Here is a 26,897-nt window from a genome sequence, read left to right as displayed (position 1 = left end):
CCGCCCCGCAGGGCAACGCCGCCCCGCTGCCCCCCGAGGCACCCGGCGGCACCCCGTCCGCCGGCACCCCCCTCGGCATGCCCGCCGAACGCACCCCGGAGGAGACCGCCCGGCGCATGGGTGCTTTCGCGCGCGGCACCCGCTCCGGCCGCGCCCCCCAGCCTCCCCGGCACGCCGGCCCCCTCGACCAGGCACCCGAAGACGATGAAGGGAACCCCCCAGCGTGAACGACCACCTCAACAATGAGCTGGGCTGGATGCTCGACGAGGTAGTGAAGATGCCGGAGGCCCGGCACGCGATCCTCCTCTCCGCCGACGGCATGCTCCGCGCCCGCTCCGAGGGCATCGACCGCGACGAGGCCGAACGCCAGGCGGCGGCCCTCTCCGGGCTCCAGTCCATCAGCCGCTCCACCTCGGAGTTCTGCACCAGCCAGGCACACCAGGAGAGCCCCTGGCGGCAGACGCTCGTGGAGTTCGCCCACGGCTACGTCTTCCTCATAGCCGCCGGCCCCGGCGCCTACCTCGCCGTGTCCACCACCGAACACGTCGACATGGAAGCCGTCACCTACCGCATGCAGAAGCTCGTCGACCGGCTCGGGAAGGAACTCACCAGCCCGCCCCGGCAGGCGCCCTGGCAGGGCGGCAGCCCGGCATGACCCCGCCCACGCCGAGGCGCGGACAGGGATTAGTACGGCCGTACGTCGTCACCGACGGCCGCGCCCACCCCACCCGCAACACGTTCGACCTGGTCACCCTGGTCATCGCCCAGCACGACCGGCCGCTCGGCGGGCTCAGCCCCGAAAAGCGCCGGCTCATGGAACTCTGCCTCGGCGGGCCGCTGTCCGTCGCCGAGATCGCCGGCCACCTGGTGCTGCCCGTCAGCGTCACCAAGGTGCTGCTCGGCGACCTCGTCGACAGCGGTCACCTCATCACCCGGGCCCCCATCCCCTCGGCACAACTCCCCGAGGCCCAGATCCTTCAGGAGGTCCTCGATGGACTCCGCGCTCGACTCTGAGGGTGCGGTCTACCTGCGGCAGACCGTACGGACCGCCGCGAAACTCCTCGTCGTCGGTCACTTCGCGGTCGGCAAGACCACCTTCGTCGGCTCCCTGTCGGAGATCCGGCCGCTGCGCACCGAGGAGACGATGACGCAGGCCGGCGCGTTCGTCGACGACCTGGCCGGCATCGACGGCAAGACCACCACCACCGTCGCCATGGACTTCGGCCGCGTCACCCTCAGCGACAGCCTCGTCCTCTACCTCTTCGGCGCCCCCGGTCAGCAGCGCTTCACCCGGCTCTGGCAGGACATGACCCAAGGCGCCCTCGGCGCCCTCGTCCTCGCCGACACCCGCCGCCTGGAGCAGTCCTTCGACGTCATGGGGCTCCTGGAGGAACACGGCCTGCCCTACGCCGTCGCCGTCAACCACTTCGACGGCGCCCCCACTCACCCCGAGGAGGAGATCCGCGAGGCCCTCGACCTGCTCCCCGAGACCCCGCTGATCACCTGCGACGCCCGCGACCGGATCTCCTCCACCCGCGCCCTGATCGCCCTCGTGGAATACCTCCAGACCCGCCGGAACCACTTGCCGCACACCGCACAGGAGCACGTGTGACCCACCGTCCCGACGCCGGTCACCCCGCCCCGCCACCGGGCTGCCCCGCCCACCGGGCCTCCACCCCCATGTACGGGCCCGACTTCGCCGCCGACCCGCACGCCGTCTACGCGTGGCTGCGCACCCAGGGCCCCGCCGCCCCCGTGGAACTGGCACCCGGCGCCCACGCCACCCTCGTCACCGACTACCGCGCCGCCCTGGAGGTGCTCCGCACCCCCGAGGTCTTCGGCAAGGACGCCCGCCGCTGGCGCGCCCTCGCCGACGGCCGGGTCGCCCCCGACAACCCCGTCGTGCCGATGATGGCCTACCGCCCCAACTGCCTGTTCTCCGACGGCGACGCCCACCGCCGGCTCCGCCAGGCCGTCACCGACAGCCTCTCCCGCATCGACCCCAACGCCCTGCGCGGCTACGTCGAACGCAGCGCCGACACCCTCATCGACCGGTTCGCCGCCCTCGGCGAGGCCGACCTGCTCGGCAGCTACGCCAAGATCCTCCCGCTCCTGGTCTTCCAGCAGCTCTTCGGCTGCCCGCCCGAGATCGGCGACCGCCTCGTCGAGGGCTTCTCCGGCATCTTCGACGGCGTCGACGCCGAACGCGCCGACGCCCTCATCGCCGAGAGCCTCGTCGAACTCATCGGCCTCAAGCACACCCAGCCCGGCGCCGACATGACGTCCTGGCTCATGGCCCACCACGCCCGGCTCACCGACGAGGAGATGATCCACCAGCTCGTCGTCCTCATCGGCGCCGGCACCGAGCCCCAGCAGAACCTCATCGCCAACGCGCTGCGGCTGCTGCTCTCCGACGACCGCTTCGCCGGCGACCTCGCCGGCGGCAGCATGCCCGTCGAGGACGCCCTCGACGAAGTCCTCTGGCTCGACCCGCCGATGGCCAACTACGCCGTCCACTACCCCGTCCAGGACGTGGACTTCGGCGGCGTGCACCTGCCGGCCGGCGAACCCGTCGTGATCAGCTTCGCCGCCGCCAACACCGACCCGGCCCTGCTCTCCGACCGGCGCACCGGCAACCGCGCCCACCTCGCCTGGAGCGCCGGCCCCCACACCTGCCCCGCCAAGGACGCCGCCCGCCTCATCGCGGCCGTAGCCGTCGAGAAGCTCCTCGACCGCCTCCCCGACCTGGAGCTGGCCGTCCCCGCCGACCGCCTGGTCTGGCGCCCGGGCCCCTTCCACCGGGCGCTGACCGCCCTGCCCGTGCGCTTCCCGCCGATCCAGCCCACGCGGCTCGCCCCGCCCCCCGTCCACGACCTCGCCGCCTCCGCCGCGGGCGACACCGGCACCACACCGCTTCCCCACCACCCCGCCCACCCACAGCAGGCCGAACCCACTGGAGACAGCCGATGGAAAGCCAGCTCCGCCCCCTCCCCATCGACGCCACAGGCCGCGACATCCACGGCGAGGCCGCCCGGCTCCGCGCCCGGGGAGCGGCAACGCCCGTGGAGCTTCCTGGCGGCGTGGTGGCGTGGGCAGTGACCACCCAGCCCCTCCTGAAGGAACTCCTCACCGACCCCCGCGTCTCCAAGGACCCCCACCGCCACTGGCCCGCGTGGATCGACGGTGAGATCTCGCCCGAGTGGCCCCTGTACACCTGGGTCGCCGTGCGCAACATGTTCACCGCCTACGGGACCGACCACAGACGCCTGCGCACCCTCGTCGCCAAGGCGTTCACCGCCCGCCGCACCGCCGCCCTGCGCCCCCGTATCGAGGAGCTGACCAACGGCCTCCTCGACGCCCTCGACGCCACCCCGCCCGGCACGCCCGTCGACCTGCGCGAGGAATACGCCTACCCGATCCCCATCCAGGTGATCTGCGAACTCTTCGGCGTCACCGACGAGGCCACCCGCGAGGGCCTGCGCACCTGCGTCGACAGCATCTTCCACACCTCCGCCGACCCCGCCGAGGTCACCGCCACCTACGCGCGCGTCTACGAACTCCTCGGCGGCCTCGTCGCCACCAAGCGCGCCACCCCCGGCGACGACATGACCAGCGTCCTGATCTCCGCCCGCGAGGAGGACGGCTCCCGCCTCACCGAGCAGGAACTCGTCGACACCCTCCTGCTCGTCATCAGCGCCGGCCACGAGACCACCGTCAACCTCCTCGACAACGCCATCCACGCCCTCCTCACCCACCCCGACCAGCTCGCCCTCGTCCGCGCCGGCGAGGCCGACTGGGACGCCGTCATCGACGAGACCCTGCGCCACCAGGCCCCCGTCGCCAGCCTGCCCCTGCGCTACGCCACCGAGGACATCGCCCTCCCCGACGGCACCGTCATCGAACGCGGCGACGCGATCGTCGCCGCCTACGCCGCCGCCGGCCGCGACCCGGGCGTCCACGGCGCCGACGCCGACCGCTTCGACGTCACCCGCGCGGTCAAGGACCACCTCGCCTTCGGCCACGGCGTCCACTACTGCCTCGGCGCCCCCCTCGCCCGCCTGGAGGCCGCCGTCGCCCTCCCCGCCCTCTTCGCCCGCTTCCCCGGCCTCACCCTCGCGGACCCCGCCGGCCTGAGCCCCGTCGAATCGTTCATCTCCAACGGCCACCGCGCCCTGCCCGCCCTCGTACACGGCCGGTAACACCCACCGGCGGAACCCCGGACGGGAATGCGGCGCGTCACACATTCCCGTCCTGGCGGGTGGCGGGTGGGCGTACAGGAGACCGAACCCTTACGATCCTCTGCGTGTCCAAATTGACCGACCTGCCGAAACGGATCCTCATCGGCCGGGCGCTGCGCAGCGACAAGCTGGGAGAAACTCTTCTCTCCAAGCGCATCGCGCTCCCCGTCTTCGCCTCCGACCCCCTCTCCTCCGTGGCGTACGCGCCGGGCGAAGTGCTGCTCGTCCTGTCCGTGGCAGGTGTGTCCGCGTACCACTTCAGCCCGTGGATCGCCGTCGCGGTCGTGGTGCTGATGTTCACCGTGGTCGCCTCGTACCGCCAGAACGTGCACGCGTACCCCAGCGGCGGCGGCGACTACGAGGTCGCCAACGTCAACCTCGGCCCCAAGGCCGGCCTCACCGTCGCCAGCGCCCTGCTCGTCGACTACGTCCTGACCGTCGCCGTCTCGATCTCCTCCGGAATCGAGAACCTCGGCTCCGCCATCCCCTTCGTCATCGAGCACAAGACCAGCTGCGCCGTCGGCGTGATCGTCCTGCTCACCCTGATGAACCTGCGCGGCGTCAAGGAATCCGGGAAGCTCTTCGCCATCCCGACGTATGTGTTCGTCGGCGGCGTCTTCGTGATGATCGCCTGGGGAGCGATACGCGGTCTGGTCATGGGCGAGACCATGAAGGCCCCCACCGCCGACTTCACCATCAACGCCGAGCACCAGGGCCTGGCGGGCTTCGCCCTCGTCTTCCTGCTGCTGCGCGCCTTCTCCTCCGGCTGCGCCGCGCTCACCGGCGTCGAGGCCATCAGCAACGGCGTCCCCGCCTTCCGCAAGCCCAAGAGCAAGAACGCGGCCACCACCCTCGCCCTCATGGGCGGCCTGGCCGTCACCATGTTCTGCGGCATCATCGGGCTGGCCATGGCCACCCACGTCCGCATGGCGGAGAAGCCGGCCATCGACCTGCTGCGCAACGGGCAGCCCGTCGGCTCCGACTACACCCAGAACCCGGTGATCTCCCAGGTCGCCGAGGCGGTCTTCGGCAACGGCTCGTTCCTCTTCATCATCCTCGCCGCCGCCACCGCCCTCGTGCTGTTCCTGGCGGCCAACACCGCCTACAACGGCTTCCCGCTGCTCGGCTCGATCCTCGCCCAGGACCGCTACCTGCCGCGCCAGCTGCACACCCGCGGCGACCGGCTCGCCTTCTCCAACGGCATCGTGCTGCTCGCCGGCGCGGCCGCCGTCCTCACCTACTTCTACGGCGCCGACTCCACCAAGCTGATCCAGCTCTACATCGTCGGCGTCTTCGTGTCCTTCACCCTCAGCCAGACCGGCATGGTCCGCCACTGGAACCGCCACCTGCGCTCCGAGACCGACCCGGCCAAGCGCCGCCACATGATCCGCTCCCGCGCGATCAACACCTTCGGCGCCTTCCTCACCGGCCTGGTCCTCGTCGTCGTCCTGCTGACGAAGTTCACCCACGGCGCCTGGGTCGCCCTCCTCGGCATGGTCATCTTCTACGCCACCATGACCGCGATCCGTAAGCACTACGACCGCGTCGCCGAGGAGATCGCGGCCGAGGAGGAGCCCAGCGACGACACCGTCCGCCCCTCCCGGGTGCACTCCATCGTCCTGGTCTCCAAGGTCCACAAGCCGACCCTGCGCGCCCTCGCCTACGCCAAGCTCATGCGCTCCGACACCCTCGAAGCCGTCAGCATCAGCGTCGACCCGGCCGAGACCAAGGCCCTGCGCGACGAGTGGCAGCGACGCGGCATCGACGTATCGCTGAAGATCCTCGACTCGCCCTACCGCGAGATCACGCGGCCGATCATCGACTACGTCAAGAGCCTCCGCAAGGAGAGCCCGCGCGACGCCGTCAGCGTCTACATCCCCGAGTACGTGGTCGGCCACTGGTACGAGCACCTGCTGCACAACCAGAGCGCGCTGCGCCTCAAGGGCCGCCTGCTCTTCACCCCCGGCGTGATGGTCACCTCCGTGCCCTGGCAGCTGGACTCCTCCGAGGCCGCCAAGCAGCGGGCCCGCAAGCGCGCCGAGTGGAACGCCCCCGGCGCGGTGCGGCGCGGTCCGGTCGCGGAGCCCCGGAAGGAGAAGGCCGCCACCAAGAAGTAGCCGGTGGCACGGCCGCACGGCGGGAATTCGCAGGTGGGGTGCGACGGGACGTAGACTGGACGGCTGTTGTCCCGCCGCACCCCACCTCTTCTTGGAGTCGACCCCGCCATGCAGCACGAGACCGAAGCATCGCTGGTCGGCCACGAGTACGAGGTCGAGGTCGGCCCGGTCGCCCACGGCGGCCACTGCGTCGCCCGTACGGAGTCGGGCCGCGTCCTCTTCGTCCGCCACGCCCTCCCCGGCGAGCGCGTGATCGCCCGCATCACGGAGGGGGAGTCCACCTCCCGCTTCCTGCGCGCCGACGCGGTCCAGGTCCTGGAAGCCTCCAAGGACCGGGTCGAGGCCCCCTGCCCCTTCTCCGGCCCGGGCAAGTGCGGCGGCTGCGACTGGCAGCACGCCAAGCCCGGCGCCCAGCGCCGTCTCAAGGGCGAGGTCATCGCCGAGCAGCTCCAGCGCCTGGCGGGCCTCACGCCGGAGGAGGCCGGCTGGGACGGCACGGTGATGCCGGCCGAGGGCGACAAGCTCCCGGCGGGCGAGGTCCCGGCGTGGCGCACCCGCGTCCAGTACGCGATCGACGCCGAGGGCCACGCGGGCCTGCGCAAGCACCGCTCCCACGACGTCCAGGTCATCGACCACTGCATGATCGCCGCCCCGGGTGTCACCGAGCTCGGCATCGAGAAGCGCGAGTGGCCGCAGATCGCCACGGTCGAGGCCATCGCGGCCTCCGGCTCGGCCGACCGCCAGGTCATCCTCACCCCGAAGCCGGGCGGCCGCCTCCCGATCGTCGAGCTCGACAAGCCGGTGTCGGTGATGCGCATCGGCGAGAAGGACAAGGCGGTCCACCGCGTCCACGGCCGCCCCTTCGTCCGTGAGCGCGCCGACGAGCGTACGTACCGCGTCGGCGAGGGCGGCTTCTGGCAGGTCCACCCCCAGGCCGCCGACACGCTCGTCAAGGCCGTCATGCAGGGCCTGATGCCCCGCAAGAACGACATGGCCCTCGACCTCTACTGCGGCGTCGGCCTCTTCGCGGGCGCCCTCGCCGAGCGCATCACGGACCGGGGCGCGGTCCTCGGCATCGAGTCGAGCAAGCGCGCCGTGGAGGACGCCCGCCACAACCTCCAGGACCTCGACCGCGTCCGCATCGAACAGGGCAAGGTCGAGCAGGTCCTCCCGCGCACGGGCATCGACAAGGCCGACCTCATCGTCCTCGACCCGCCCCGCGCCGGCGCCGGCAAGCAGACGGTCCGCCACCTGGCCTCACTGGGAGCCCGCCGCATCGCCTACGTCGCCTGCGACCCGGCAGCCCTGGCCCGAGACCTGGCGTACTTCGCGGAGGAGGGCTACCGGCCGGTGACGCTGCGGGCGTTCGATCTGTTCCCGATGACCCATCACGTCGAGTGCGTCGCGATCCTTAAGCCCACGGGAAACCCCTCCTGACCTGCGGTTTTACCTGGTGTGCATGATGTGCGCTATAGGCGTTAGGGGCGAAATTCTGACGCTGAAATGACGCTCGTGACGCTCTCCCGACGCTCGTGTGACGCTCGCGAGGAGGGTGCCAGAGAGCACAAAACCGCCCGTCGACTGGGCTTTGAGTCCGGTCGACGGGCGGTTGCGTTTGGGCAGGGGGAGGGGCCTGCACAGGCGGCGCGGCACGATACCTGAAGTCCTTTGACGTGCGCTCACGCCTCCGGAAACAATCCCGTCCTCGCGGATCGTTGTGATCCGCGAGGACAAGGGGGACGGGTGTCGGGTCTGAGGTTGTTCAACGTCGCCGGCGGCGGCGCAGCAGAGGTGGCAACGGCCACGGCGATGCGTGAGCGGCATCTGCAGGAGCTGGTCGAGAGCAACATGGAGGCGCTTCTGGGCGTGCGCTTCCTCGCGAGTGAGTACAGCACCGGGCCCCGGCGCGGCGGCCGGATCGACTCGCTGGGCCTGGATGAGAACGGCTCGCCCGTGATTGTCGAGTACAAGCGTGGCCAGAGCGCGGGTGTGATTCCCCAGGGCCTTTTCTACCTTTCCTGGCTGGCGGACCACCGGGCCGAGTTCCAGCTCCTGGTCCGCGAACGCCTCGGGGCAGCGGCGGCGGCTCAGGTGCTGTGGAGCGCGCCCAGGCTGATCTGTGTCGCGGAGAGCTTCACCCGGTACGACGTCCACGCCGTCCGTGAGATCCAGCGCAACATCGACCTCGTCCGCTACCGCTCCTTCGGCCATGAGCTGCTCGCCCTGGAGACGGTCATCTCCGTAACGTCGTCGGCCAAGGAGCGACGTGCCGTGCGGAAGCAGGATCGCGCCGCCACGACGATCGTGCAGCCCTGTGTCGCCGGCGAACCACTGGACGAGCTGCGATCAGCTCTGGACGACGTCTTGGTGTCGCTCGGCGATGACGTGAGAACTTCGCCTCTGTCGGCCGCGCGCAGCAGCGCGAGGTCGTCGTCTACCTCAAGGCAGACCCGGACACGGTCGACCTCGTCCCCGGCTTCACCCGGGACGTGCGGGAGATCGGTCACCACGGCACCGGGGCGCTGGAGGTGCGCCTGAGAACCGAGGCTGATCTGGCGCGCGCCGGCGACCTGTTCCGGCTGAGCTACGAGGCCGCGTAGGGCCCTGCTCGCCGACAACATGAGGTCCGTCGCAGCAAGGGAACGCGATCCGCCTAAGAGTTGACTCTGTCGGGGATCCCCAAGATCCCCGACAGAGTCAGGGCATCAGCTACACAGAGTTCAGCTACCAGCTGCTTCAGGCCATGGACTTTCTGGAGCTGTACCGGCGGTACGGCTGCACCCTCCAGCAGGGCGGCAGCGACCAGTGGGGCAACCTCACGGCCGGTCTGGATCTGATCCACCGGGTGGAGCCGCAGGCCGAGGTGCACGCGCTGGCGACGCCACTGATGACGAAGGCGGACGGCACCAAGTTCGGCAAGTCGGAGACTGGCACGCTCTGGCTCGACCCGGAGATGACCACGCCGTACGCGTTCTACCAGTACTGGCTGAACACGGATGACCGGGATGTCTCGCGGTACATGCGCATCCTCTCCTTCAAGCCCCGTGAGGAGCTGGAGAAGGTGACCGAGGAGCGGCCGCAAGCCCGTACCGCACAGCGTGCGCTCGCCGAGGAGCTGACCACGCTGGTGCACGGGGCCGACCAGTGCGCCGTTGTGATCGCCGCGTCGAAGGCGCTGTTCGGTCTCGGGCAATATCGCTGGCGCAGACCTGCTGGTTTGCATGGTGGGCATGTCTTCCAAGCGGTAGCGGGCGAGGCGCTGCGGAAGTCAGTGAGTAGCGGTGACCAGCAGCTTGGGCAGGTCACGCATATCGTCGAACAGTGTGGTGTTTGGTCCTTCCAGCCGCGAGGCTGGTGTGAGACCGCCGCAGTAGCCGAAGGCCCGCATGCCGGCGGCGCGGGCCGCCTGAACTCCGTATGTGCTGTCCTCGATCACTGCGCACCGCCCGGGCTCCACGCCCATGGAGCGGGCAGCGTGCAGGAAGAGGTCGGGGGCAGGCTTGCCGCGGGGGACGTCGGCTGCGCTGAAGATTCGCCCCTCGAAGTGGTCGCTCAGGGCGGCGATCTCCAGGTTTCTCCTGATGCCGGCGTGGTGAGTGTTCGATGCGACGCAGACGGGTGTGGTGAGGCCGCTCAGGGCTTCTGCGATGCCATCGACAGCGGTCAGTTCCGCTTCGAAGGCCGCCTGGTACAGGTGCTCGTATTGCTGCAGCCAGTCCTTCTCCAGGCGCCGTCCAAGCTGTTCCTCCACGGCAGCCGTGTAGACCTCGGTGGATGAGCCGACGAACTTCTCGATGATCTCCTCCTCGGTGAACATGCACCCCAGGTCAGCCGTGATCACCGCGTCCACTTTGACGCATATCCGCTCGCTGTCCACCAGTACGCCGTCACAGTCGAAGATGACCAGCTCAACAGGGCTCCGTGTCATGATCGGCAGTGTAGACCTGTGGTGACCAACACCCGTGCCGCGTATGGCCGTCGTAGGGTTTGCCGTTTCTTCAGTGTCGGCCGTTCACCGTTCGACGTACCGGCTGGCAGGATGCGAAGTCGGCGGATCTTGCCGCGGTCGGTTTCGGAATCGCCCCCATCGGCACTCCTTGCAAGGCCCTTTGGGGTGCGCCCGCAGGCTCAAGTTAAGGTCTGTTCCTATGCAACGGTTGGTTCTCTTCGATCTCGACGACACGCTGATCGATAGGAGTGGAGCCCTGGTCAGCTGGATGACTGCCTTCATTGCACGACATCGTCTCGGGGATCATGTCCGGCGACAGTTGCTCGCCAGGTTGCAGGACCGCGCTTCTCCTGCGATCTTCGGAGAGATCCGATCCGAATACTGCCTTGCACCGTCCCCGGATTCCCTGTGGCGGGAGTACCGCCGTGACATAGCGGCATCCGTCGCCTGTTCAGACGCCGTCCTTGCCGGCCTCGCCGAGCTCCGGGCTTCGGGATGGCGGGTTGGGATAGCCACCAACGGGCCGAGTGACATTCAGACGGCCAAGCTCCGGGCCGCTGGCATGCTCGAACATGTGGACGGTGTGTGTATCTCGGAAGCAGCCGGCGCCCGGAAGCCGGAGGTCGCGTTCTTCGCCAAGGCAGCGGAAGCATGTGACTCCTTGCTCTCTGGAGGCGGCTGGATGGTCGGAGACAATCCCGAAACCGACATCCGTGGAGGCAGGGCAGCCGGGCTGCGGACCGTCTGGGTGGGCCGCGACAGGCATTGGCCCACCCACCTCGCCCCACCCGATAGGTCGGTGCCAACTGTCCTTTCGGCGATTGAACTGCTCCTGGCCGTTGACCAATCGAGGGGTACTGCATGACGGCGAACGTATCGACGGTCGGGCTGCTGCACCCCGGCAGCATGGGTGCCGCTTTCGCTGCCCAGCTACGTTCCCAGGGCATTCCCGTACTGTGGTGCCGGACTGGCCGCAGCGATGCCTCCAGGCAACGGGCCGACTGTGCTGGCATCGAAGCAGTCGATGACCTTGGTGAGCTTCTCCGGCGTGTCGATGTGGTGCTGTCGCTATGTCCGCCTGAGGCCGCCGAGGACGTTGCAGCACAGGTTGGAGCCCTTGGCTTTCGGGGCGGCACGTACATCGAGGCCAATGCGATCACCCCGCTGAGGGTCCGCCGCATCGCCGATCGCCTGCCTCACGCGGTTGTCGTCGACGGAGCTGTGGTCGGCTCACCGCCGCTGGGCAGTAAGCAGCCCACCCTCTATCTCTCCGGGCCGAGCGAACACGTTGCGCAGGTCGAAGCGCTTTTCAGGGGCACTGATATCCGGGCTCACCGCTTGGGAGAGGAGATCGGGAAGGCTTCCGCGCTGAAGCTCGCCTACTCCAGCTATCAGAAGGCATCACGAGTCCTGGCCGCTGTGGCCTACGGGCTTGCGAACTCGCACGGTGTTGCCGACGAACTCCTTGAGATTGCGAGCAAGCGCTCCGGCAGCTATCTCGCCGAGACCGACTACATCCCCAAGACGGCCGCACGCGCTTGGCGGTGGGGCCCCGAGCTGGGCGATGCCGCCGACCTGCTCGCCGAAGCAGGTCTCCCGGATCACCTCATGCGTGCGGGCACCGAGGTTCTCCACCTTTGGGAGGGCGCGAGGGACAGGACCCTCACAGTCGACGAAGCCCTCCGGCATTTGCGCGCTGAAGGACAGGCTGACCACGAAGGTGGTGCGGGGACCACCGCGGAGAGGTAGTCGTCCCGTGCGGTGGATCCCTGTCTGTCACGCTGAAGTGCGGACCAGGTGGTCAATCTGCTGGGCTGCGTCTGCCGGTGAACAAACCTCGGTGTCCACGCGGAGGTGCCACGACGCGGACTGGTTGTGGGTGAGGTCCAGGTCGGTCGCGTCCCACGCTATGAGTCGTGCATCCGTATCGCAGTCTCCCCGTTCCTTGGAACGCAGTGCTGTGGTGTCGCGAGAGCACCACAACAGGATGCGCGACCACCTCGCAGGGTAGTTCGAGGCGACAGCCTCGACGCCTGCTACTTGGCCCAGGTGCAGGACGGGGATGCAGCCGTCTTTCATCACTGCATCCAGGCCTGGCCGGTCCACGACGTAAATGTTGCCGTAGCGGTCGTTGCGGTAGAGGACATCGCCGTGGGCCTCCAGCTCATCCAGCTGCTCAAGCGTGCCCATCCTGTATCCGTTGGTATTTCCGCTCCCGACCTTGAGACGGGTGAAGGGAACATAATGCGGATCGAGCGCGGCGAGCTGGCCGGTAACGGTGTCCTTTCCCGCGGCCGGCGGCCCGTACAGCAGAATCCCTTGATTCATCAGAACACCGTCCCGAAGACCTGCCGTACTTGGTCAGTGAGCGATATGGCCGCGCCCAGCCGGTTGTCCACTATCAGATGGGGTACAGCAGGCCGGAGCTCTGAGTCGATGGTCGCTGCGTAGTCGTCCCAGTTCTGTAGTTTCCAGCTGTCGCGAGCCGCGGATCGGAAGCTGATGTACTCGTGCATGGTCTCCAGGTCACACTGGATCCAGACGACGGCAACGCTGACCCCTCGTGCCTCGCATCGGTTGGCCAGAACGCCTCATCCAGCGGACATCGGTTACCTCGGAGACAAAGGGCGCAGTCAGCACCGTGCTGATGGAGCAGTCGACGTTCGCGTACGCGGTTTCCAGCAAGCACTGGTATTCCAGTGGGCGCACTTGTTCACGGTAGAGAGCGGAATGCCGGTCGTGAGGGTCACTGCCCATCTCGACAAGTAGCCTCTCCACAAGTGGCCGCGTGATCGGGTCCTTATCGAGTACAGGCCATCCGGTGAGCTGAGAGATGAAGCGTGAGAATTCCGATTTTCCACTGCCTGCGTACCCGCCGACCATCAGCAGTGTCGGTCGGTTCGGCGCGTTACGGAAGCCGAGCTCGGGTTCCGTAGCCCTGTAGAGGAGGCAGTACGCCCGTCGGTATTGAGGTCCGGGGTAGACCTCTCCCTGCTCGTGCTGCCACAGAATTTGGAAGTTCGCTGCCGGCTCAGCGATGCCCGTAGCGCGGGCCACCTCCCGCAGTCGTTCCCCAGCCCTCTCCAGCGTCAGCCCGTGTGCTTCGCGCATCTCATGGAGCCTGTCCGGGCGCCATCCCGCACGGCGCTTTGCCATGTCCGTTACCGCCTGCCCATCCCTTGCCGTGATCAAGACCATAAGTCTGCCCCTCGTGAACCCGTGTGCAAGCAGATGTTGAAAAGTCATGTCGCCACGGAGCGAGCGGCAGTGGTGGCCGGCGGTGATACGTCGATCGTCGATGCCCACGGTGTCATGTCCAAGTCCCGCCCAAACCATCGTGTTGTCAGGCGGGGGACCTGATCACCCGAGATCGCGCACCGCGGGGGGCAGGACCGGGCGGTAGCCGGGATCAGCGTGGGAAAGGCCGATGCGCCGGGCTCGCAGCCGCATGCCGCCGTAGGCCAGTGCACGTACGAGAGCGGGTGGACGGCGGGCTCCGAAGGCGCAGCGAAGTGGCTCGTCGAGGAGGGCGTCTGCGGCGGCGCGGACCAGGGGGCCGAGGACGGTGGGGAAGCGGTTGGTGAGAATGCCGCGGGTGGCGGCCCACAGCTCGGTGGCCTCCGCGGTGCGGCTGAACCGGCTCTGTTCGTAGCGGTCCATCCAGGCGGCGAACCCGCCCCACGTCGGCGGGACTTTTTGGATGCCCATACGGTCGGCCAGGGCGAGGTAGAAGACGTGGGAGGCGTCCTTCTCCTCTGCAGTCGTGGGCCGCCAGGCGTAGGTGTCGCACCAGCGCATCGGGGCGACGTCGAAGCAGGCCAGGACATAGAGGAACTCGTCGTTGGTGATTTGCCAGCGGGCATGGATGCGGTTGAGGGCGGCCACGGTATGAGTACCCAGCTCGCTGTCGAGCCCATCGCGGAAGAGCCGGTACATCATCTGGCCGGTCGTCTTGGCGCGCAGCTCCGTCTGGCCCGTCATCTTCCTGGTGGAGACCAGGAGCTGCGCGATCTCGGGCACAGCAAATGTACGGTAGAAGCCGATATTGAGGCCGAACGCGAGATCCTCGCTGAAGTCATGGAAAGCGAGGCGTCGATAGACTGATTCTGCTCGCGACAAGCTTGTTTCTGCGTCGGATACGGGCTTCACTCTGCTCCCCCTTTGCTCTGAGTCGTTTACGCGGTCTCGGCCAAAACTTCGGCCACGAACGGCCCCTGGAGGTGCTGGGAGACCAGGACCAGATGACGGCGCTCGTCTCCCGGGGCGACATCCGTGCCGGGCGTTTGCTCGGAGTGCCGGGCCGGGCGCTGCCGAGTGCGCAGGGCGCGCACACCGCCGGCGAAGGCCGCGGCGGCGATCGCGGCCTCCCGTTCTTGCGGTTCCAGGCTGTCGTGCTCTGCCGCACGGCGGCGGGCGACCTCAACGATGTCCGCCGGGACCCACGGGCGCAGGGCAAGCTGCCCGTCGCGAATCTCCCGGGTGCGGCGGGTGATGCGCCACTCCAGATCGCGGGTGGCCAGCCGCTCAGCCCACGGCCGCAGTGGGTTGTCCAGCGCCAGGCGCCCGTCGACCTGCATGGCGGTCATCCATAGTGGGTGCAGGGCGCGGTAGTCGGCTCGCCGCTGACGCCAGGTGGCGACCGCGGCGCCCGCCCAGCCGGAGGCGAGGACCAGACAACCGACGCAGCCCGAAAGGGGGCCGACGATCGACCCCAGCCAGTCCAAGGCATGGTGGTCTGCTGCCGCGGCAGCGATCGCGACGGTCTTGCTGAGGCAGTAGCCGCCGATCAGCGCGCACCCGATGGTCAGGCGCCGCAAGGTCCGGCGCAGCAGGCCATGCGCGGGTAGGTCAGCGGCGTGTCTCCAGGAAATCCAGCCCAATTGCCACAGTGCCCAGCCGAATCCCGCCTGGTAGATCAGCAAGAAAGCAAAGACCGGAGGACGGTGCGCGTAGGTGGTGTCCAACGCCACGGAGGTGTCCATGCCCGGGCCGAAGACCGCGAACAGCACCGCCATGGCCGGAATGATCGAGCCGTAGACCCACATGACCTTGCGCCGCACCTCGGATCTCACTGCGGCGTAGGGAACAGCCCACACCTCACGGCTGGCTGGACGCCGGGAGGATGGTGACCAGAGCAGTACGAGCGTGATGGCGCAGGCGCTGAACAGCATTTTGCCCACGTAGGCGAGCAGCACGCTGAAGGGGCCGACTCCGGACACTCGATTGATGAGGTGGGCGATCGCAGGTGCCGCGCAGAGGAAGGAGGCGGCCGAGACCAGCGCGGCTATCCCCATGACGAGCAGCGCCGGGCCGCGTTGACGGCGCCAGGCTCGGAGTTTGAAGCCGGCCAGTACGCACAGCAGGATGCTCAGGAACAGGCAGAGATAACTGAAAATGATGTCAGACATGGCGGCTCCGACGGTGCTCCAATGAGGTGACCACTGCGGCATTCGTCGGCTCTGCAGGCGCCAGGTTGAGTTGCTGCCAGAGCAGGGTGCCGAGCACCTCGGCCTGCTCCTCGGCTGGGTCAGCGTAGTGGGAGCGACCCAGGACCAGGCGGACGACCTCTGGGTCCAGGGCGTCGAGTTCGGGGATATGCGCGAGGAGGAGGTGCGCTATCTCGTGGCAGATAATGTGTGCCTGGTGGGCTGTGCTGGTGTGTTGCGGGTAATAGATCCGGTCCTCGGTCAGATGCTGCTCGAATTGTCCGGATCTCCGCCCGGGAGCCATTTCCCTGGCGATGAGCACGATGGGACGCTCCCGCTGCACACCGAGTCGTTCGCATAACTCTTCCACGGTGGAATACGGAGGAAGGTCCGCCTGCTCCAACAGGGCCCGGCACTCGCGTCGGGCGCGGCGTAAGCCCACGAGGGCATTCTCCTGTCCTTCAGGGAGCCGCCAGCGGGTTGCCACGCACCCCAGGGGCATATCTGCCGTACTCACGCGTCCTCCTGGCTGGACGAGCATGATGATCTCCCGGAATGGCCGACCGCCATGTGTACGGAGTCGTGCGACTCCCGGGGCGGGCTGGCGGCGCCCTCCAGCGCCCCCAGATCCGCCGGATCGACCACCCTCACCCTGTCCTCCCTGCTCCGCCAGCTGCCAGCAGGGCAATGGCCGGAGTGTCGCTCGGTTCCGTGCTCATGTGCGCCCAGGCCCGTTGTCAGCCCCCAATCCGATGGCCTTGCGAAGCTGGTCGATGACAGCACGCACCGGGCCTCTCATAGCCGGCGGAAGTTCGGCAGCCCCTTCGGCGATCTGCCGCACTTCCTCGTCATCGAGGAGCGCAGCGTCCTCGGCTTCCGCCGCGCCTCCGGCGGACCGGTGTTCGACCCGCTGCGCTCTGCCGGCGCGATGGTCCTCGATCATCCGCAGGTTGCGTTCGACGGACCGTACGGTGGGATGGTCTGCGGCATTGAGGAAGTAGTCCGTCGACACTCCGAACAGCTTGGCCAGACGTCCGGCGTTGGCCAGGCTCGGCACGGACTGCCCCTTGCGGAGCTTCCCGACGTACTGGTTGGACAGCCCTGTGTGCCTCGCGATCTCGGTGTCCGTGTAGGGCCGCCCCAACGAGGCGGGATACACCACGTCGATCAGGCGCCTGAACCGCTGGGCGAACAGTGCCGAGTCCTGTTCTCCAGGCGGGGGCGACGGTGCCGACGCGTGCGGATTCGGAGTGGACATGGCGGCATCCTAGGCCAGGCGCCGCACGGTCGAACGCCCCTCAACCGCACGCAGATACACGATAGTTGATTTCAAACCGCGCCCCTCCGAGCGTCGCTGTGAGGGTCCTCGTTCTCGTGCAGCAGGTGGAGTGAGGTGACCACGTAGGAGTTCGCGTGGGAGTCGGGGTCGCGGGACGTGCCGTGGACGGCTTGGCGGCGGGCGTCCTGCAGTGCGTGCCAGGCGGTGGGTTCGAGCAAGCCGAAGGAGATCAGGCCCGCACCGCGGCGGCCGGCGACGGCAGCGGCCTTGGTGTCGGGCTCCGTCCATTACTTCAGTGGATATAGCCGCTGAACTGCGCACTGAAGTTTCTATCGACAGGGTTGGCGGTCACTTTCGTTTCAGGAGACATTTCAGGGCGCAGCTCCCGCGCCCGACCGACAGGCTTCTGGGGGCGCCCCGCGTCTCCCACGGGAGACAGTTGTCCACCTGAGCCTGGCCGACTGCCTACCTCGATCACCTTGGAGCTGCCGTTACCGTGTGCGATGCCCGATGCGAAGCTGGGGGGCATCTGGTCGAGCAGCTCAGGGTGCAATCGGGCGAGCGAGGCTCAAGAGGGGTGGGGAGCGGGCTATATGGGCCAATTGGTGTCAAACAAGTATGGGGCCAGGTGTGCGGCTGAGGACTGTGCGGTGTACGTAGAACCTGGCGCTGGGGTACGCGTCCGGGAGGGGGACCGGTGGTGGGTGTACTGCCTGGCCGACGCCCCCGAAGGCGGGGATGAGCACCAGCCTGCTGATCGCTCTCACGTGCCGCCGCTGACTGTCCCGTCTTCCGGGGGGCTGGCTCAAGGCGAGTCGAATCGGTACGCCGGCCCGTGCATGGAATGCTCCGTTCACATCGCCGCGGGCGCTGGCGCGCTGGTTCTCTGCGATGACGGTAAGCGGCGTGTTCAGTGCTCGGTGTGCCGGGAGATTGAATTCCGGTGCCGACGCTGGGATCTCAACGATCAGTTCGGGGATGATCCGTGGTTTCCGGATGTCGTTCCGGCCGGCTGCGCGGCCACGATCAATGTGCGCATTTTGACGATGGACCGTTCGTGCTGGAAATGCGGCGAGACCGCCACCTGCGTTGTCGGCCTTTACCCGACACAGCCCGCCCGCACGGATCAGTGGCCGCGGGCGGTGGACGAGGAGTCGCGGGCGTGGGCCAAGGACCTCCTGGCCAGGTCTGGTTTCGTCAGGCTCGCGGAATCAATCAAGCCTCGCTGGAGTTCGACGGTGGGCGCGCGGTACCTGAGTAATGGCTGTCAGCACTGTGACGCGTTGCAGGGTGATTTCCCTGTGGAGGAGGAGGCGTCCGAGCTGTTCCGCGAGGGCGGGGTTGAGGCTTTTGACACCCTTGTGGTGGCGGAGGTTTCGTCTTTGGTGTGGCAGCACGTCGTCCATGGCGAGCGGGGCCAGGGCGGCAATCTCCTTATGTGACGGTGCCCCCGCCGGGCACATTTTGTGGCTTGGCGGGGGCACAGTGTCCTGGAGAGCGGGTGGTTCAGCTGGCCTCGGCCTCTCCGGGCTCCTCGGGGGGCCGGTTGCGTGGGCGGCGTTTGCGGGTCTTGCGGTAGGACTCTTCGCTGGCCCCGGTGGCGGCCGTACCGACCGGGGCCCTCTCGCCGTGTGCGAGCGGTCAGGTGCAGCAGTCGCATCCCGGACGGCAACCGCAGGCGTCGGTTTCTTGGCATTGGGCGGGGATCGTGGCGGCGGGAACCGCGCAGCAGCCCTTGCCCTGCCAGGCGTCGCGGCCTTCCTTCACAGCAATGGCGGCGATGACGAGGGCAGCGATCGGGTCGGCCCAGGACCAGCCGAGAGTGGCATTGAGCACGAGCCCGGCCAGCAGTACGGCTGACAGGTACGTGCACAGCAGCGTCTGCTTGGAGTCGGCGACCGCGCTGGCCGAGCCGAGTTCGCGTCCGGCCTTGCGCTGGGCAGCGGACAGGAACGGCATCACGGCCAGTGACAGGGCTGCGAGCGCGATGCCGGGAATCGAGCGTTCTGCCTCCCCGGTGCCGGCCAGCGCGCGGGCGGCATCAACGCTGACGTACACGGCGAGGGCGAAGAAGGAGACGGCGATGATCCGCAGAGTGGTCTTCTCACGGGCCTCGCGTACGGCGTGGTCGCGAGTGGAGAACTGCCAGGCGACTGCGGCGGCGGAGGAGACCTCAATGATCGAGTCGAGGCCGAAGCCGATCAGGGCGGTGGAGGAGGCCAGGGTGCCGGCAGTGAGCGCGACGGCCGCCTCAATGACGTTGTAGGTGATGGTCGCGGCGACCAGCAGCCGTATTCGGCGGGCGAGTGCGTCGCGGCGGGCCGGGCTGGGGCCGAGGGATATGGGTATGTCCGCGGTCATGGTCAGCAGCACCCCTTGGTGTCGGCGTCCGGGCAGGTGCGGTCGGTCTCGACGGCGACGACGGCAGTGCGCAGGTCGTCCAGCGCGTGGCCGAGACGTTCGTCGGCGAGCTCGTAACGGGTGCGGCGGCCGTCGGGGACGGTGACGACCAAGCCGCAGTCGCGCAGGCACGCCAGGTGGTTCGACAGCCGCGTACGCGAGATCCCGAGCGTGTCGGCGAGGTCGGCCGGGTAGGCGGGAGCGTCACGCAGGGCGAGCAGGACGCGGCAGCGGATCGGGTCGGCGAGCGCGCGGCCGAACCGGGCCAGCACCTCAATGTCGGAGGCAACAGTCAGCACACCACGACAGTACACGGAAGCCTGAATTCAAAGAATCGTGATCACTTGCAGCTGCCCCTGAGGCTTCAGCACGGCTCCCCCTGCCGAGATCAACACCCCCGCCACAGTCGAGCCAGCACCTGCACCAGGCCAGGACGGCGACCCTTCAACATCGGTTGAGCGGCCAGACACAGACCCCCAACCAGCCCACCAGTCCCCAGAAAGTAGCTGCTCAAGGGGCTCGCGCACGGAAGACACTGAAGTAATGAGCGAAACACTGAAGCACTCACTGAAACTTTGCCTGAAACACTGAAGCACTGGGCGACTCCCGACACTTGGATCCGAGCGCGGCCACGACGAACTCGATCGGATCGGTGGTGTTCACGTGCGCCCCGGCGTGGAGGAACCGGATGTCGCGGACCCGGTCACCTTCGCGGTACTCGGTCGAGCGCCCGGCACACAGATCCTGCAGCCCCGCGGTGAAACTCTCCAGCGCGGACGCCGCGGTCGGCGGCATGCCCAAGGTGCGCCGGGCGGTGCCCACCCCGCAGATGATCCGGCCCGGCGCCAAGGCATTGAGGCTGGCGATCCCGCTCGCTGCGGCCGGGGCCGAGCGCAGCGCCGGTGAGGTCACGCCGATACCGAGCTTGATGCGCCGGGTGGCCTTCGCACACAGGCTCAAGGCGACGAGGGGGTCACCGTGAACCATCGGGGTGTCGTTCACCCAGAAGCTGTGCAAGCCCAATTCCTCGGCCCGCACGGCGAGATCCTCCACACCGGGGTGAGCGGCGACCACGACACCTGCACGCATCAAATCTCCAAGCCACGAGGACCGACTCGAACGTGCTCATACTGGCAGGTCCCAGGGCTGACGCCCCTGGCCGGCCGTGACGCCGTTGGCGGACTCCCAGGAGGACTTGCGGCGACCCCGCTCGTGGAGGGACGGCTTCAGCCGGCCCCACCGGACTCGTGCAGCGGCTCGCGCTGGAGCCGCTTCGTACCGTCATTGATCTTCACGAATCGGGTCCATTTCGGGCCGTCACGCCGGGGCCGATTGACGACATCACAGCCAGTGTCCTCGCAGCGCCAGCCGCTGGCTGGCTCCCAGACACACGACACCTGCGCGTCCGCGCGGCGGTAGGTGTTCGACCGTGGTGTTCGCCGGCGCGTTCGAAGCGGTAGCTGAGTCCGTCGAACTGGCGGATGAAGGTGAAGAAGGGAAGAGCCGTCATACCTTCGGGACGCTACCGAGGGAGGCTGGGAGCAGCGAGGGCATTTCGTGGCCAGTCGGAGCGTCCGCCGCAGGTGGCAGGGCCAGGCCGTTGATCATCCCGCCCCGTGACCAGGACAACGAGCTGGTCAGCGACACACTTTCATTGACCGTGACACTGTTGCGCGCTGGGTCGATATTCCGAGAAGGTCGCGACCTGTGCGGGCTTCCTCACCCGCGCGGCCGCGTTCTTCCGCATCCACGGCATCACCCGCATCGAGCGTGTGCTCACGGACAACGCTTGGGCCTACCGCAAGGCATGGCCTGGCAACAAGCCCTGGCCGGTCTCGGCACGGCCGGCAAGCTCACTCGCGCCTACCGGCCACAGACCAACGCCAAGGTCGAACACTCGGCGGACACCCACCCATCAGCCGTGTGAACAACGCTGCGGGTCAACACACCTAGCGCGTCGGAGGGATCAGGGAGCGGAGCTTCTCGCGGGTCTCCGGGTCTGTCGAGTAGACGATCGTCCCGATCATGCCCCGGGTGAGAAGCACCTTGTAGGTGTTGCGGACGAGGCGATCGATGTCCTCGTCCGGTGTCGCTCTGGTGAAGGAAGGGTCCTTCGACGCGGTGCGGTCGACCACCCATCGGTCGGTCCGCCAGACCAGGTCCGGCCCCATGATCACGCCCGACCAGTCGTACTCGAAGCCCTGCGCGGTGTAGACGCAGCCGATCTGCCCGAAACCGGCGGGGTCTGTGGCCCAGAGAGGCGCGGGCGGAGCACCGAGGAAGGCGCGGTCGCCGTAGAGGTTCCACGGCCTCGCCCAGTCACCGATGACCACATCGGCGGGCAGGGCGGACATGCTGGGAGTGATCTTCGTCGTCCACTTCCAGCAGTAGCCGGCGGACATCCGGGCGCCGTAGTTCTGGGCCCGTCGTGAGGCGAGAAAGTCCTCCAGCTCCTGGGGGCTGTCGGCGGTCAGCAGTTGTACCTTGCCGTCCGGCTCCCACACGGCAGGGCCACCGTCCAGCCCCAGGAGGCCGGTCACCCAGCTCAGGTAAGCGTCACTGCCGCCGCACCGGAACTGGCTGTCCAGCTCCACGACCGTGCACTCGAGACCCCGTTCGGCCGCGGCCTCCTGGATCTGCTCCACCGTCCCCATCTCGCCCGGCCGCACGACCTGGTGCTGGTCCAGCAGGAACACCGGTACACGAGCGGCGTCCATCAGCTCCACCACTTGAGGGCGGCCGGTGCGTAGCGCGGCCTTGGTGTAGCGGTTGGCGGAGGTCTTGCGGAGGCGGTGTGCCTCGTCGCAGACGAGCACGTCGAGGTCGTTGGGCTCGGCCTCCATGAAGCTGTTGAAGTAGCGGAAGAGCCTCTGGACCTCGGGCTTCCGGGCACCCGCGACTTTGCGCATGGTCTTGGTGAATGACTGTGATCCGGTGGCGTGCAGGGCGGGGACCCCGCGTCGGTAGAGATCGCCCAGCAGGGACAGGGCGATCACGCTCTTGCCGGAGCCGGGGCCGCCGGCCACCACGACCACCTGCTTGTGGTTGGACCGCCGGGCCCGTCGGACTGCCGACATCACCGTCTCGTAGGCGAGCCGCTGCTCGTCCAGCAGGACGAACTGTTCCCGGTTGCGCACCTCTTCGGCAGCAACGGCCATCAGTTGCCTCGACGGCCGGACCTTGCCCTGCAGCAGCGCGTCGGCTGCCTCGGCGCCCGGCTTCTCCGCCAGCCTGGAACGCAGGTAGCCCAGAAAGGCGCCGCGCTGCTCGCCGGTGAACATCCGGCCCCGGTCGTCCTCCGTGACGGCGCGCAGCCCCGCCACTCCGAACTCGGTCGCATTGTGCAGGTAGGCCACCCCCGCGACCGACTGCGGGACCCGTTCCAGCGCTCCGTTGAACGAGATCAGGTAGTCGCAGTAACCGCGTACTTGCTCGATCGGGTTGAGGACCGGCTCCGGGTAGGCGGGAACGCGGCACCGCAGCGGATCGTCGTCCTCCGGGTAGGCCTCGCTCCACTGCTTGAGCTCGACCACCACGTACGACGGCTCACCGGTGACCGGATGCACGCCGGCCAGTATCACGTCCGCGCGTTTGCTGGTCAGAGGCAGCCCGTATTCCAGGAGCATTTCGACCTCGCCGAGCCCGGCTTCGACGAGCGCGTTGGTCAGTGCGGGGATGCTGCGTTCCCAGGAGCGCACTTCCGACGGCTGAGGCCGGTGGCGGTGCTTGTGCAGGAAGTTCTCGGTCAGGAGTTCCGCCAGCCGTCCCTCGAGGTGGGTGCGGTTGGCCAAGGACGCCGCGGACTCACGGAACAGCAAGAAATGCCCCCAGGCAGCACGAAGTAGCTCGTGCGGGTGGGGGCATGTCCTTCGGTTCCGCGGAAGCGGAGCGGAAGCCCGTCGGGCCGCTGAGATGGTTCCTGCCATCCTAGAACAGGGCGTGGATCAGGCCCCCAGGGCGTGGCTGTCCATCCGGTAGGCGGGTTCTGCCGTGAAAGTGCCGAGTGTCGTGGTCTTTGAGCCGTGCGCGGCGACCTGGACGAGCTCATTGCGGATTTCGACGAGGTTCACGGCTTGGCCGACCCGGAGCCCGGGTTCACCGCCCCGGCTGCATCCGGATGTTCTGGGTCCAGGCGTTGATCCCGCCGTTCGGCGTGGTCTTGCAGGCGGTGGCGTAGCAGCGCCAGAACCAGGTGCCGTTCTTGCGGCGGCGGATTTCGATCTCGCCGCCCTTGCAGCGCCCGCACTTCGGTGGGGCCGCGAAGGTCTCGGCGTGCTCGTGCTCCAGCAGTTTCCGGGCGAAGTGAGCGCCTCGCATCGTCAGCATGATCTCCCGGGTCCAGCTCTGCGAGAGCACGTTGAGGCTGCCGAGCATGACCGTCTGCTCGTCGACCACGGCGATCTTCTGGTGCATGACGTTCATGGGCACCACCGATTGCGCCACCGCCCGCAGGTTCGAGATCAGCGCCTGGTTGTCCTGCCGCTTCTGGAGCTGGTCGGTGTCGTCGCGGATGAAGACGCTGATTCGCACGCCTCGGTCGGCGGCTGCTCGAAGGTCCGGCAGGAGTGTGCGGAGGCGGCCCGCGACCCAGGGAGCCCACAGCCACAGTGACCGCCGCGCGCGCCGGATTTCCTCCGAGAACGTTCGGTAGAAGTCACGCTCGTCATCGACCTCTGTCACCTCGATGTGTCGGCTCAGTACGTCCGCGAGCGCGCTGCCGAACTCGCCCCGGTACGGTACGGGAGCGGTCGGCGGGGTGATCAGATTCCTGGCGTGCAGGACCCGGACCCCCGGTGTGCCGATGAGGGCGGCGACCTGTCCCAGAGCCGTAGCCGCCCCCGCGGCCTTGAGGCGCTCCATGCTGGCAATGACGTAGAGCCGGGTCTTCACCCGGGTGACGGCGACATTGAAGAGGCGGACGCCGTCGCGGGGCCAGGGGGACGGTGAGGGCTGACGGTGGGCGTTGGCCATCCCACAGCGGGCGGCTGCTCCGGTCGCCCTCCACCGTGTCGAAGACGACGATGTCGAATTCCCGCCCCTGGAACTTGTGCGCCGTGCCGACCTCGGCCGGCGTGTGCTTTGTCGGCCCCTCGACGTCCCGCAGGGCTTCCAGGGTGGCATCGGACTGGACCCGGTACGGGGTGACCACGCCTGTGTCCTCGCCCAGCTCGCCATGCAGCTCCACCAGGGCCCGGGCGATCAGTGGGCCGGCCGGCCACCAGCCGCTGCGGCTGCCCGTCAGGTGGGGCCTTGCCAGCTCGTGGAGTCCATCCGTGTCGATCAGCACGATCTCAGGGTCGTTCGGTGTGCGTTGCACTCGCGTTTGGGCGCCACCGCCCAGCACGCCCCCATACGCGAGGTCGTTGGCCAGCTGCATGACGGCCGGGCCGAAGCGGTGCTGCTCGGTGAGGGTGATGCAGGCGGGGTGGCGCTGTGCGTCGGACGGCTCGACGATGCCGCAGTGCGCGAACACGTCCGGGAGCAGCCAGCGCTTGATGTCGGCACGCTCCTGGTCCCTCAGTTCCGTTGGGACGACGGCACCCAGCTGCATGAAGTCCCCGAGCAGGATGGTGGCGCGACCGGCCTTGCCTGTAGCGAGCAGGACTTCAGGGAGGGTCGCGGCACCGGCTTCGTCCACGAGTACGACGTCGTACGGGCCCTCGAAGACGGCCCGGTTGGTGCGGAACCGGGCCAGCGTGGTCGCAACCAGCTTGGCACTCTTGATGATCTCGCCCTGGGCGTTACGGGCCAACCGTTCGTACTCCTCCTGGACCTCCTGGTACTCCTTCTCCAGCCCGGGGCGGCGAGCGTCGTCGGCGGTCACACCCGGCCGCAGTCGACGCGCCCGGTCGAGCTGGGCGGGCCGGCCCTTGCGGTTGGCCTGCTCGGTCAGCTCATGGGCCTGTTCGGCCCGAACCGCGACCTCAGCGGTCCGGGTCACCTCCCGCTCGCAGTGGTCGCAGTGCTGTCGTGCGTGCTCCGACGAGGCCAGGCCCGCATCGGCGTCGGCCGCGAGGGATGCAGCTTGTTCGCGCGTGAGAGGGATGGCGTCGACCAGTGTGGTGATCCTGGCACCGATAGTCGCGATATGGGTCGTAGCCGTGTTCCGCGCCTCGTGCGCCGCCTCTTTGGCAGCGGCGGCAGAACGTTCGGCATCGGCCAGCCGCTGCCGGAGCTCTGTGATTCTGTCGCGGGCTCGCCGCTTCGCCCATGAACCCTTGGCTTCGAGGGCGTCCAGTTCCTCCCGCAGCGGATCGCAGCGGCCCGCCGCCAGCAGCGCGGACGCCTCGCGGAGTTCGGCCGCCTTGCGTACTTCGGTCACCTCGCCGCACAAGCGGTCCACTTGGCGCCACTGCTCACGGGAGGCCTCGGCCGCCTCGTTGCGGGCGATGGCAGCCTGCGCCGCGGTGACCGCTTCCTCGTACAGCCGCACTGCCTCGGAGTGCTGCCGTCGTGTCTCCTCCGCCCGGGACCGTGCTGACGCCAGGTCCCCACCCGGCGAGCGCAGCAGCTTCAGCGCCGAGAAATAGGCGGCGGCGTCGAAGCCGGCCAGGGTGCTGTCCAGGGAGGCCAGCACGGCTGCCCGGTCCTTGATGGCGATGAGTTCGGCCTCAACCGAGCTGCGTCGCCCGGCGGTCTCGGCCAGCCGCGCCCTGACCATCAGCGGCAGGGAGACGGAGGGGTCCTCGGCGACTTCCTTGAGATGCGGCGGGCCGACCCGGACGATGTCTCCCGGGCCGTGCTGCCGGTCCCGGATCACGCCCAGCAGGGCGTTGTCCACGGCGATGTTGGTCGCGGACACGAGGAGTACCCGGTCGCCCCGGGCTATGAGATCGCTGATGGCTCGCCGGAGCACCGTGGTCTTTCCTGTCCCCGGCGGTCCCCAGACCAGGTGCACCCCTTCTCCGAGGCAAGCCTGGTACGCGTCCCGCTGGGCGGGGTGGAAGCCGGGCGGGGCCACTGCCTTCGACCGGGGGCCGCCGATGGTGCCGGCTGCCAGAGCAGCGGCCAGAGGGTGTTCGCCGAGTCCCGCGATACCGTCCCGCAGGGCCTCGATGAGGAAGGTGGGCGGCTGCTTCAGCATCCACAGGTGCGGGTCGGTGAGCTCGGCGAAACGGGCCACCCGTACGGTCAGCAGGGAACCGTTCTGCACTATCTCGGAGACGGTGAAGCCGTCCGATTCGACGCCGCCGTACTCCGGCCCGGCGAGCCGCAAGCTGTCGAGCTGGTCGGGTCCGATGTCGGAGCCACGCAGGTCCACCACGTACGTGCCAGGCTCCCCGGTGCGCGCCGCTCGGCCGACTCGTTGCCAGCGGGGTTGTCTGCCGGCGCCACCCTCGACGCGGATCCACTCATCGAGTGCAGCCGCGATCTCCTCGCGCCACCCCACCTGCCGCCCCCATGTCCGTAACTCGCCCCCGAGGGTGGCAAATCTACCCGTGGGGATGGGACGGCGCACTGGCGATGGTCATCACGCCGACGCGCGTC

General features: G+C 68.4%; 23 protein-coding genes and 6 pseudogenes. 14 read left to right on the top strand and 15 right to left on the bottom strand.

Annotation, left to right across the window (positions count from 1 at the left end; genetic code table 11):
* The 10 genes and pseudogenes from J7E86_RS24500 to tyrS all read left to right on the top strand — a co-directional run.
* Positions 1-227: pseudogene (locus J7E86_RS24500) on the top strand (sensor histidine kinase); the annotation flags it as partial.
* Complete coding sequence (locus J7E86_RS24495; protein WP_215084259.1) at positions 224-655, top strand: roadblock/LC7 domain-containing protein; 432 nt, start codon at positions 224-226, stop codon at positions 653-655. The pseudogene J7E86_RS24500 and the gene J7E86_RS24495, both read left to right, overlap by 4 nt.
* Positions 652-1,014 carry a DUF742 domain-containing protein gene (locus tag J7E86_RS24490; RefSeq protein ID WP_215084257.1) on the top strand — a complete coding sequence of 121 codons (363 nt, stop codon included), beginning with the start codon at positions 652-654 and terminating at the stop codon, positions 1,012-1,014. Before J7E86_RS24495 ends, J7E86_RS24490 begins: the two co-directional genes overlap by 4 nt.
* Positions 992-1,612, top strand: a complete 621-nt coding sequence (locus tag J7E86_RS24485; RefSeq protein ID WP_215084255.1) for an ATP/GTP-binding protein — start codon at positions 992-994, stop codon at positions 1,610-1,612. The genes J7E86_RS24490 and J7E86_RS24485 overlap by 23 nt, the downstream gene beginning before the upstream one ends.
* Before the next feature lie 68 nt (positions 1,613-1,680).
* Positions 1,681-3,099 carry a cytochrome P450 gene (locus J7E86_RS24480; RefSeq protein WP_251019617.1) on the top strand — a complete coding sequence of 473 codons (1,419 nt, stop codon included), beginning with the start codon at positions 1,681-1,683 and terminating at the stop codon, positions 3,097-3,099.
* A complete protein-coding gene (locus J7E86_RS24475; protein WP_308312719.1) occupies positions 3,096-4,199 on the top strand; it encodes a cytochrome P450 in 1,104 nt (367 codons plus the stop codon). The genes J7E86_RS24480 and J7E86_RS24475 overlap by 4 nt, the downstream gene beginning before the upstream one ends.
* Before the next feature lie 104 nt (positions 4,200-4,303).
* Positions 4,304-6,355 (top strand): APC family permease, encoded by a 2,052-nt coding sequence (locus J7E86_RS24470; protein ID WP_215084251.1) that lies wholly within the window; start codon positions 4,304-4,306, stop codon positions 6,353-6,355.
* Positions 6,356-6,463: 108 nt separating this feature from the next.
* Positions 6,464-7,792 (top strand): class I SAM-dependent RNA methyltransferase, encoded by a 1,329-nt coding sequence (locus J7E86_RS24465; RefSeq protein WP_215084249.1) that lies wholly within the window; start codon positions 6,464-6,466, stop codon positions 7,790-7,792.
* Between the two features lie 306 nt (positions 7,793-8,098).
* A pseudogene (locus tag J7E86_RS24460) lies at positions 8,099-8,955 on the top strand (transporter).
* Positions 8,956-9,053: 98 nt separating this feature from the next.
* Positions 9,054-9,546, top strand: a pseudogene (gene tyrS, locus J7E86_RS24455) (tyrosine--tRNA ligase); the annotation flags it as partial.
* A 77-nt stretch (positions 9,547-9,623) separates the two neighbouring features.
* Here tyrS and J7E86_RS24450 read toward each other — a convergent pair.
* The gene (locus J7E86_RS24450; RefSeq protein ID WP_215084247.1) at positions 9,624-10,283 is read right to left on the bottom strand and encodes an HAD family phosphatase; all 660 of its coding nucleotides are present in this window, start codon (positions 10,281-10,283) and stop codon (positions 9,624-9,626) included.
* Positions 10,284-10,326: 43 nt separating this feature from the next.
* Here J7E86_RS24450 and J7E86_RS24445 point away from each other — a divergent pair, with 43 nt between their 5' ends.
* Both J7E86_RS24445 and J7E86_RS24440 read left to right on the top strand, forming a co-directional pair.
* On the top strand, positions 10,327-11,169 hold the full coding sequence (locus J7E86_RS24445; protein ID WP_308312718.1) for an HAD family hydrolase: 843 nt from the start codon (positions 10,327-10,329) through the stop codon (positions 11,167-11,169).
* Entirely contained in the window at positions 11,166-12,053 is an 888-nt protein-coding gene (locus tag J7E86_RS24440; RefSeq protein WP_215084243.1) for a DUF1932 domain-containing protein, read from the top strand. Before J7E86_RS24445 ends, J7E86_RS24440 begins: the two co-directional genes overlap by 4 nt.
* 27 nt (positions 12,054-12,080) lie before the next feature.
* On the opposite strand, the gene J7E86_RS24435 is transcribed toward J7E86_RS24440, so the two are convergent.
* The 7 genes and pseudogenes from J7E86_RS24435 to J7E86_RS24405 all read right to left on the bottom strand — a co-directional run bounded on the left by J7E86_RS24435 (position 12,081) and on the right by J7E86_RS24405 (position 17,227).
* The gene (locus tag J7E86_RS24435; protein WP_215084241.1) at positions 12,081-12,632 is read right to left on the bottom strand and encodes a guanylate kinase; all 552 of its coding nucleotides are present in this window, start codon (positions 12,630-12,632) and stop codon (positions 12,081-12,083) included.
* Positions 12,632-13,460, bottom strand: a pseudogene (locus tag J7E86_RS24430) (AAA family ATPase). Before J7E86_RS24430 ends, J7E86_RS24435 begins: the two are co-directional and overlap by 1 nt.
* A gap of 204 nt (positions 13,461-13,664) precedes the next feature.
* A complete protein-coding gene (locus J7E86_RS24425) occupies positions 13,665-14,324 on the bottom strand; it encodes an oxygenase MpaB family protein (RefSeq protein ID WP_215084239.1) in 660 nt (219 codons plus the stop codon).
* A gap of 155 nt (positions 14,325-14,479) precedes the next feature.
* Positions 14,480-15,712 carry an MAB_1171c family putative transporter gene (locus J7E86_RS24420; protein WP_215084237.1) on the bottom strand — a complete coding sequence of 411 codons (1,233 nt, stop codon included), beginning with the start codon at positions 15,710-15,712 and terminating at the stop codon, positions 14,480-14,482.
* On the bottom strand, positions 15,705-16,052 hold the full coding sequence (locus J7E86_RS24415; protein ID WP_215084235.1) for a hypothetical protein: 348 nt from the start codon (positions 16,050-16,052) through the stop codon (positions 15,705-15,707). Before J7E86_RS24415 ends, J7E86_RS24420 begins: the two co-directional genes overlap by 8 nt.
* Before the next feature lie 393 nt (positions 16,053-16,445).
* Positions 16,446-16,988, bottom strand: coding sequence for a helix-turn-helix domain-containing protein (locus J7E86_RS24410; protein WP_215084233.1), 543 nt, complete (start codon positions 16,986-16,988; stop codon positions 16,446-16,448).
* A 71-nt stretch (positions 16,989-17,059) separates the two neighbouring features.
* Entirely contained in the window at positions 17,060-17,227 is a 168-nt protein-coding gene (locus tag J7E86_RS24405) for a hypothetical protein (RefSeq protein WP_308312716.1), read from the bottom strand.
* Positions 17,228-17,848: 621 nt separating this feature from the next.
* Between J7E86_RS24405 and J7E86_RS24400 the strand changes: the two genes are divergently transcribed.
* On the top strand, positions 17,849-18,451 hold the full coding sequence (locus tag J7E86_RS24400) for a hypothetical protein (protein ID WP_215084232.1): 603 nt from the start codon (positions 17,849-17,851) through the stop codon (positions 18,449-18,451).
* 199 nt (positions 18,452-18,650) lie between these two features.
* Here the strand turns inward: J7E86_RS24400 and J7E86_RS24395 are convergent, their stop codons facing one another.
* The 3 genes and pseudogenes from J7E86_RS24395 to J7E86_RS24385 all read right to left on the bottom strand — a co-directional run.
* Positions 18,651-19,370 carry a cation transporter gene (locus tag J7E86_RS24395; RefSeq protein ID WP_215084230.1) on the bottom strand — a complete coding sequence of 240 codons (720 nt, stop codon included), beginning with the start codon at positions 19,368-19,370 and terminating at the stop codon, positions 18,651-18,653.
* A 2-nt stretch (positions 19,371-19,372) separates the two neighbouring features.
* Positions 19,373-19,708 carry a helix-turn-helix transcriptional regulator gene (locus J7E86_RS24390; protein ID WP_215084228.1) on the bottom strand — a complete coding sequence of 112 codons (336 nt, stop codon included), beginning with the start codon at positions 19,706-19,708 and terminating at the stop codon, positions 19,373-19,375.
* 322 nt (positions 19,709-20,030) lie between these two features.
* Positions 20,031-20,498: pseudogene (locus J7E86_RS24385) on the bottom strand (LLM class flavin-dependent oxidoreductase); the annotation flags it as partial.
* Positions 20,499-21,100: 602 nt separating this feature from the next.
* Here J7E86_RS24385 and J7E86_RS31360 point away from each other — a divergent pair.
* A pseudogene (locus tag J7E86_RS31360) lies at positions 21,101-21,211 on the top strand (IS481 family transposase); the annotation flags it as partial.
* Positions 21,212-21,358: 147 nt separating this feature from the next.
* Here the strand turns inward: J7E86_RS31360 and J7E86_RS24375 are convergent.
* The 4 genes from J7E86_RS24375 to J7E86_RS24370 form a co-directional block, all read right to left on the bottom strand.
* Positions 21,359-23,227 carry a DUF2075 domain-containing protein gene (locus J7E86_RS24375; protein WP_215084226.1) on the bottom strand — a complete coding sequence of 623 codons (1,869 nt, stop codon included), beginning with the start codon at positions 23,225-23,227 and terminating at the stop codon, positions 21,359-21,361.
* A gap of 126 nt (positions 23,228-23,353) precedes the next feature.
* The gene (locus J7E86_RS31680; RefSeq protein WP_285439757.1) at positions 23,354-23,479 is read right to left on the bottom strand and encodes a hypothetical protein; all 126 of its coding nucleotides are present in this window, start codon (positions 23,477-23,479) and stop codon (positions 23,354-23,356) included.
* A 25-nt stretch (positions 23,480-23,504) separates the two neighbouring features.
* Positions 23,505-24,089 (bottom strand): phospholipase D-like domain-containing protein, encoded by a 585-nt coding sequence (locus J7E86_RS31355; protein WP_308312715.1) that lies wholly within the window; start codon positions 24,087-24,089, stop codon positions 23,505-23,507.
* Positions 24,073-26,673 (bottom strand): AAA domain-containing protein, encoded by a 2,601-nt coding sequence (locus J7E86_RS24370; protein WP_308312714.1) that lies wholly within the window; start codon positions 26,671-26,673, stop codon positions 24,073-24,075. Before J7E86_RS24370 ends, J7E86_RS31355 begins: the two co-directional genes overlap by 17 nt.
* Positions 26,674-26,897: the final 224 nt, after the last annotated feature.

The organism is Streptomyces sp. ISL-11 (assembly GCF_018614525.1).
Lineage (GTDB): Bacteria > Actinomycetota > Actinomycetes > Streptomycetales > Streptomycetaceae > Streptomyces.
The sequence above is the reverse complement of the archived record's forward strand: the minus strand, read 5'-3'. Positions and strand labels throughout refer to the sequence as shown.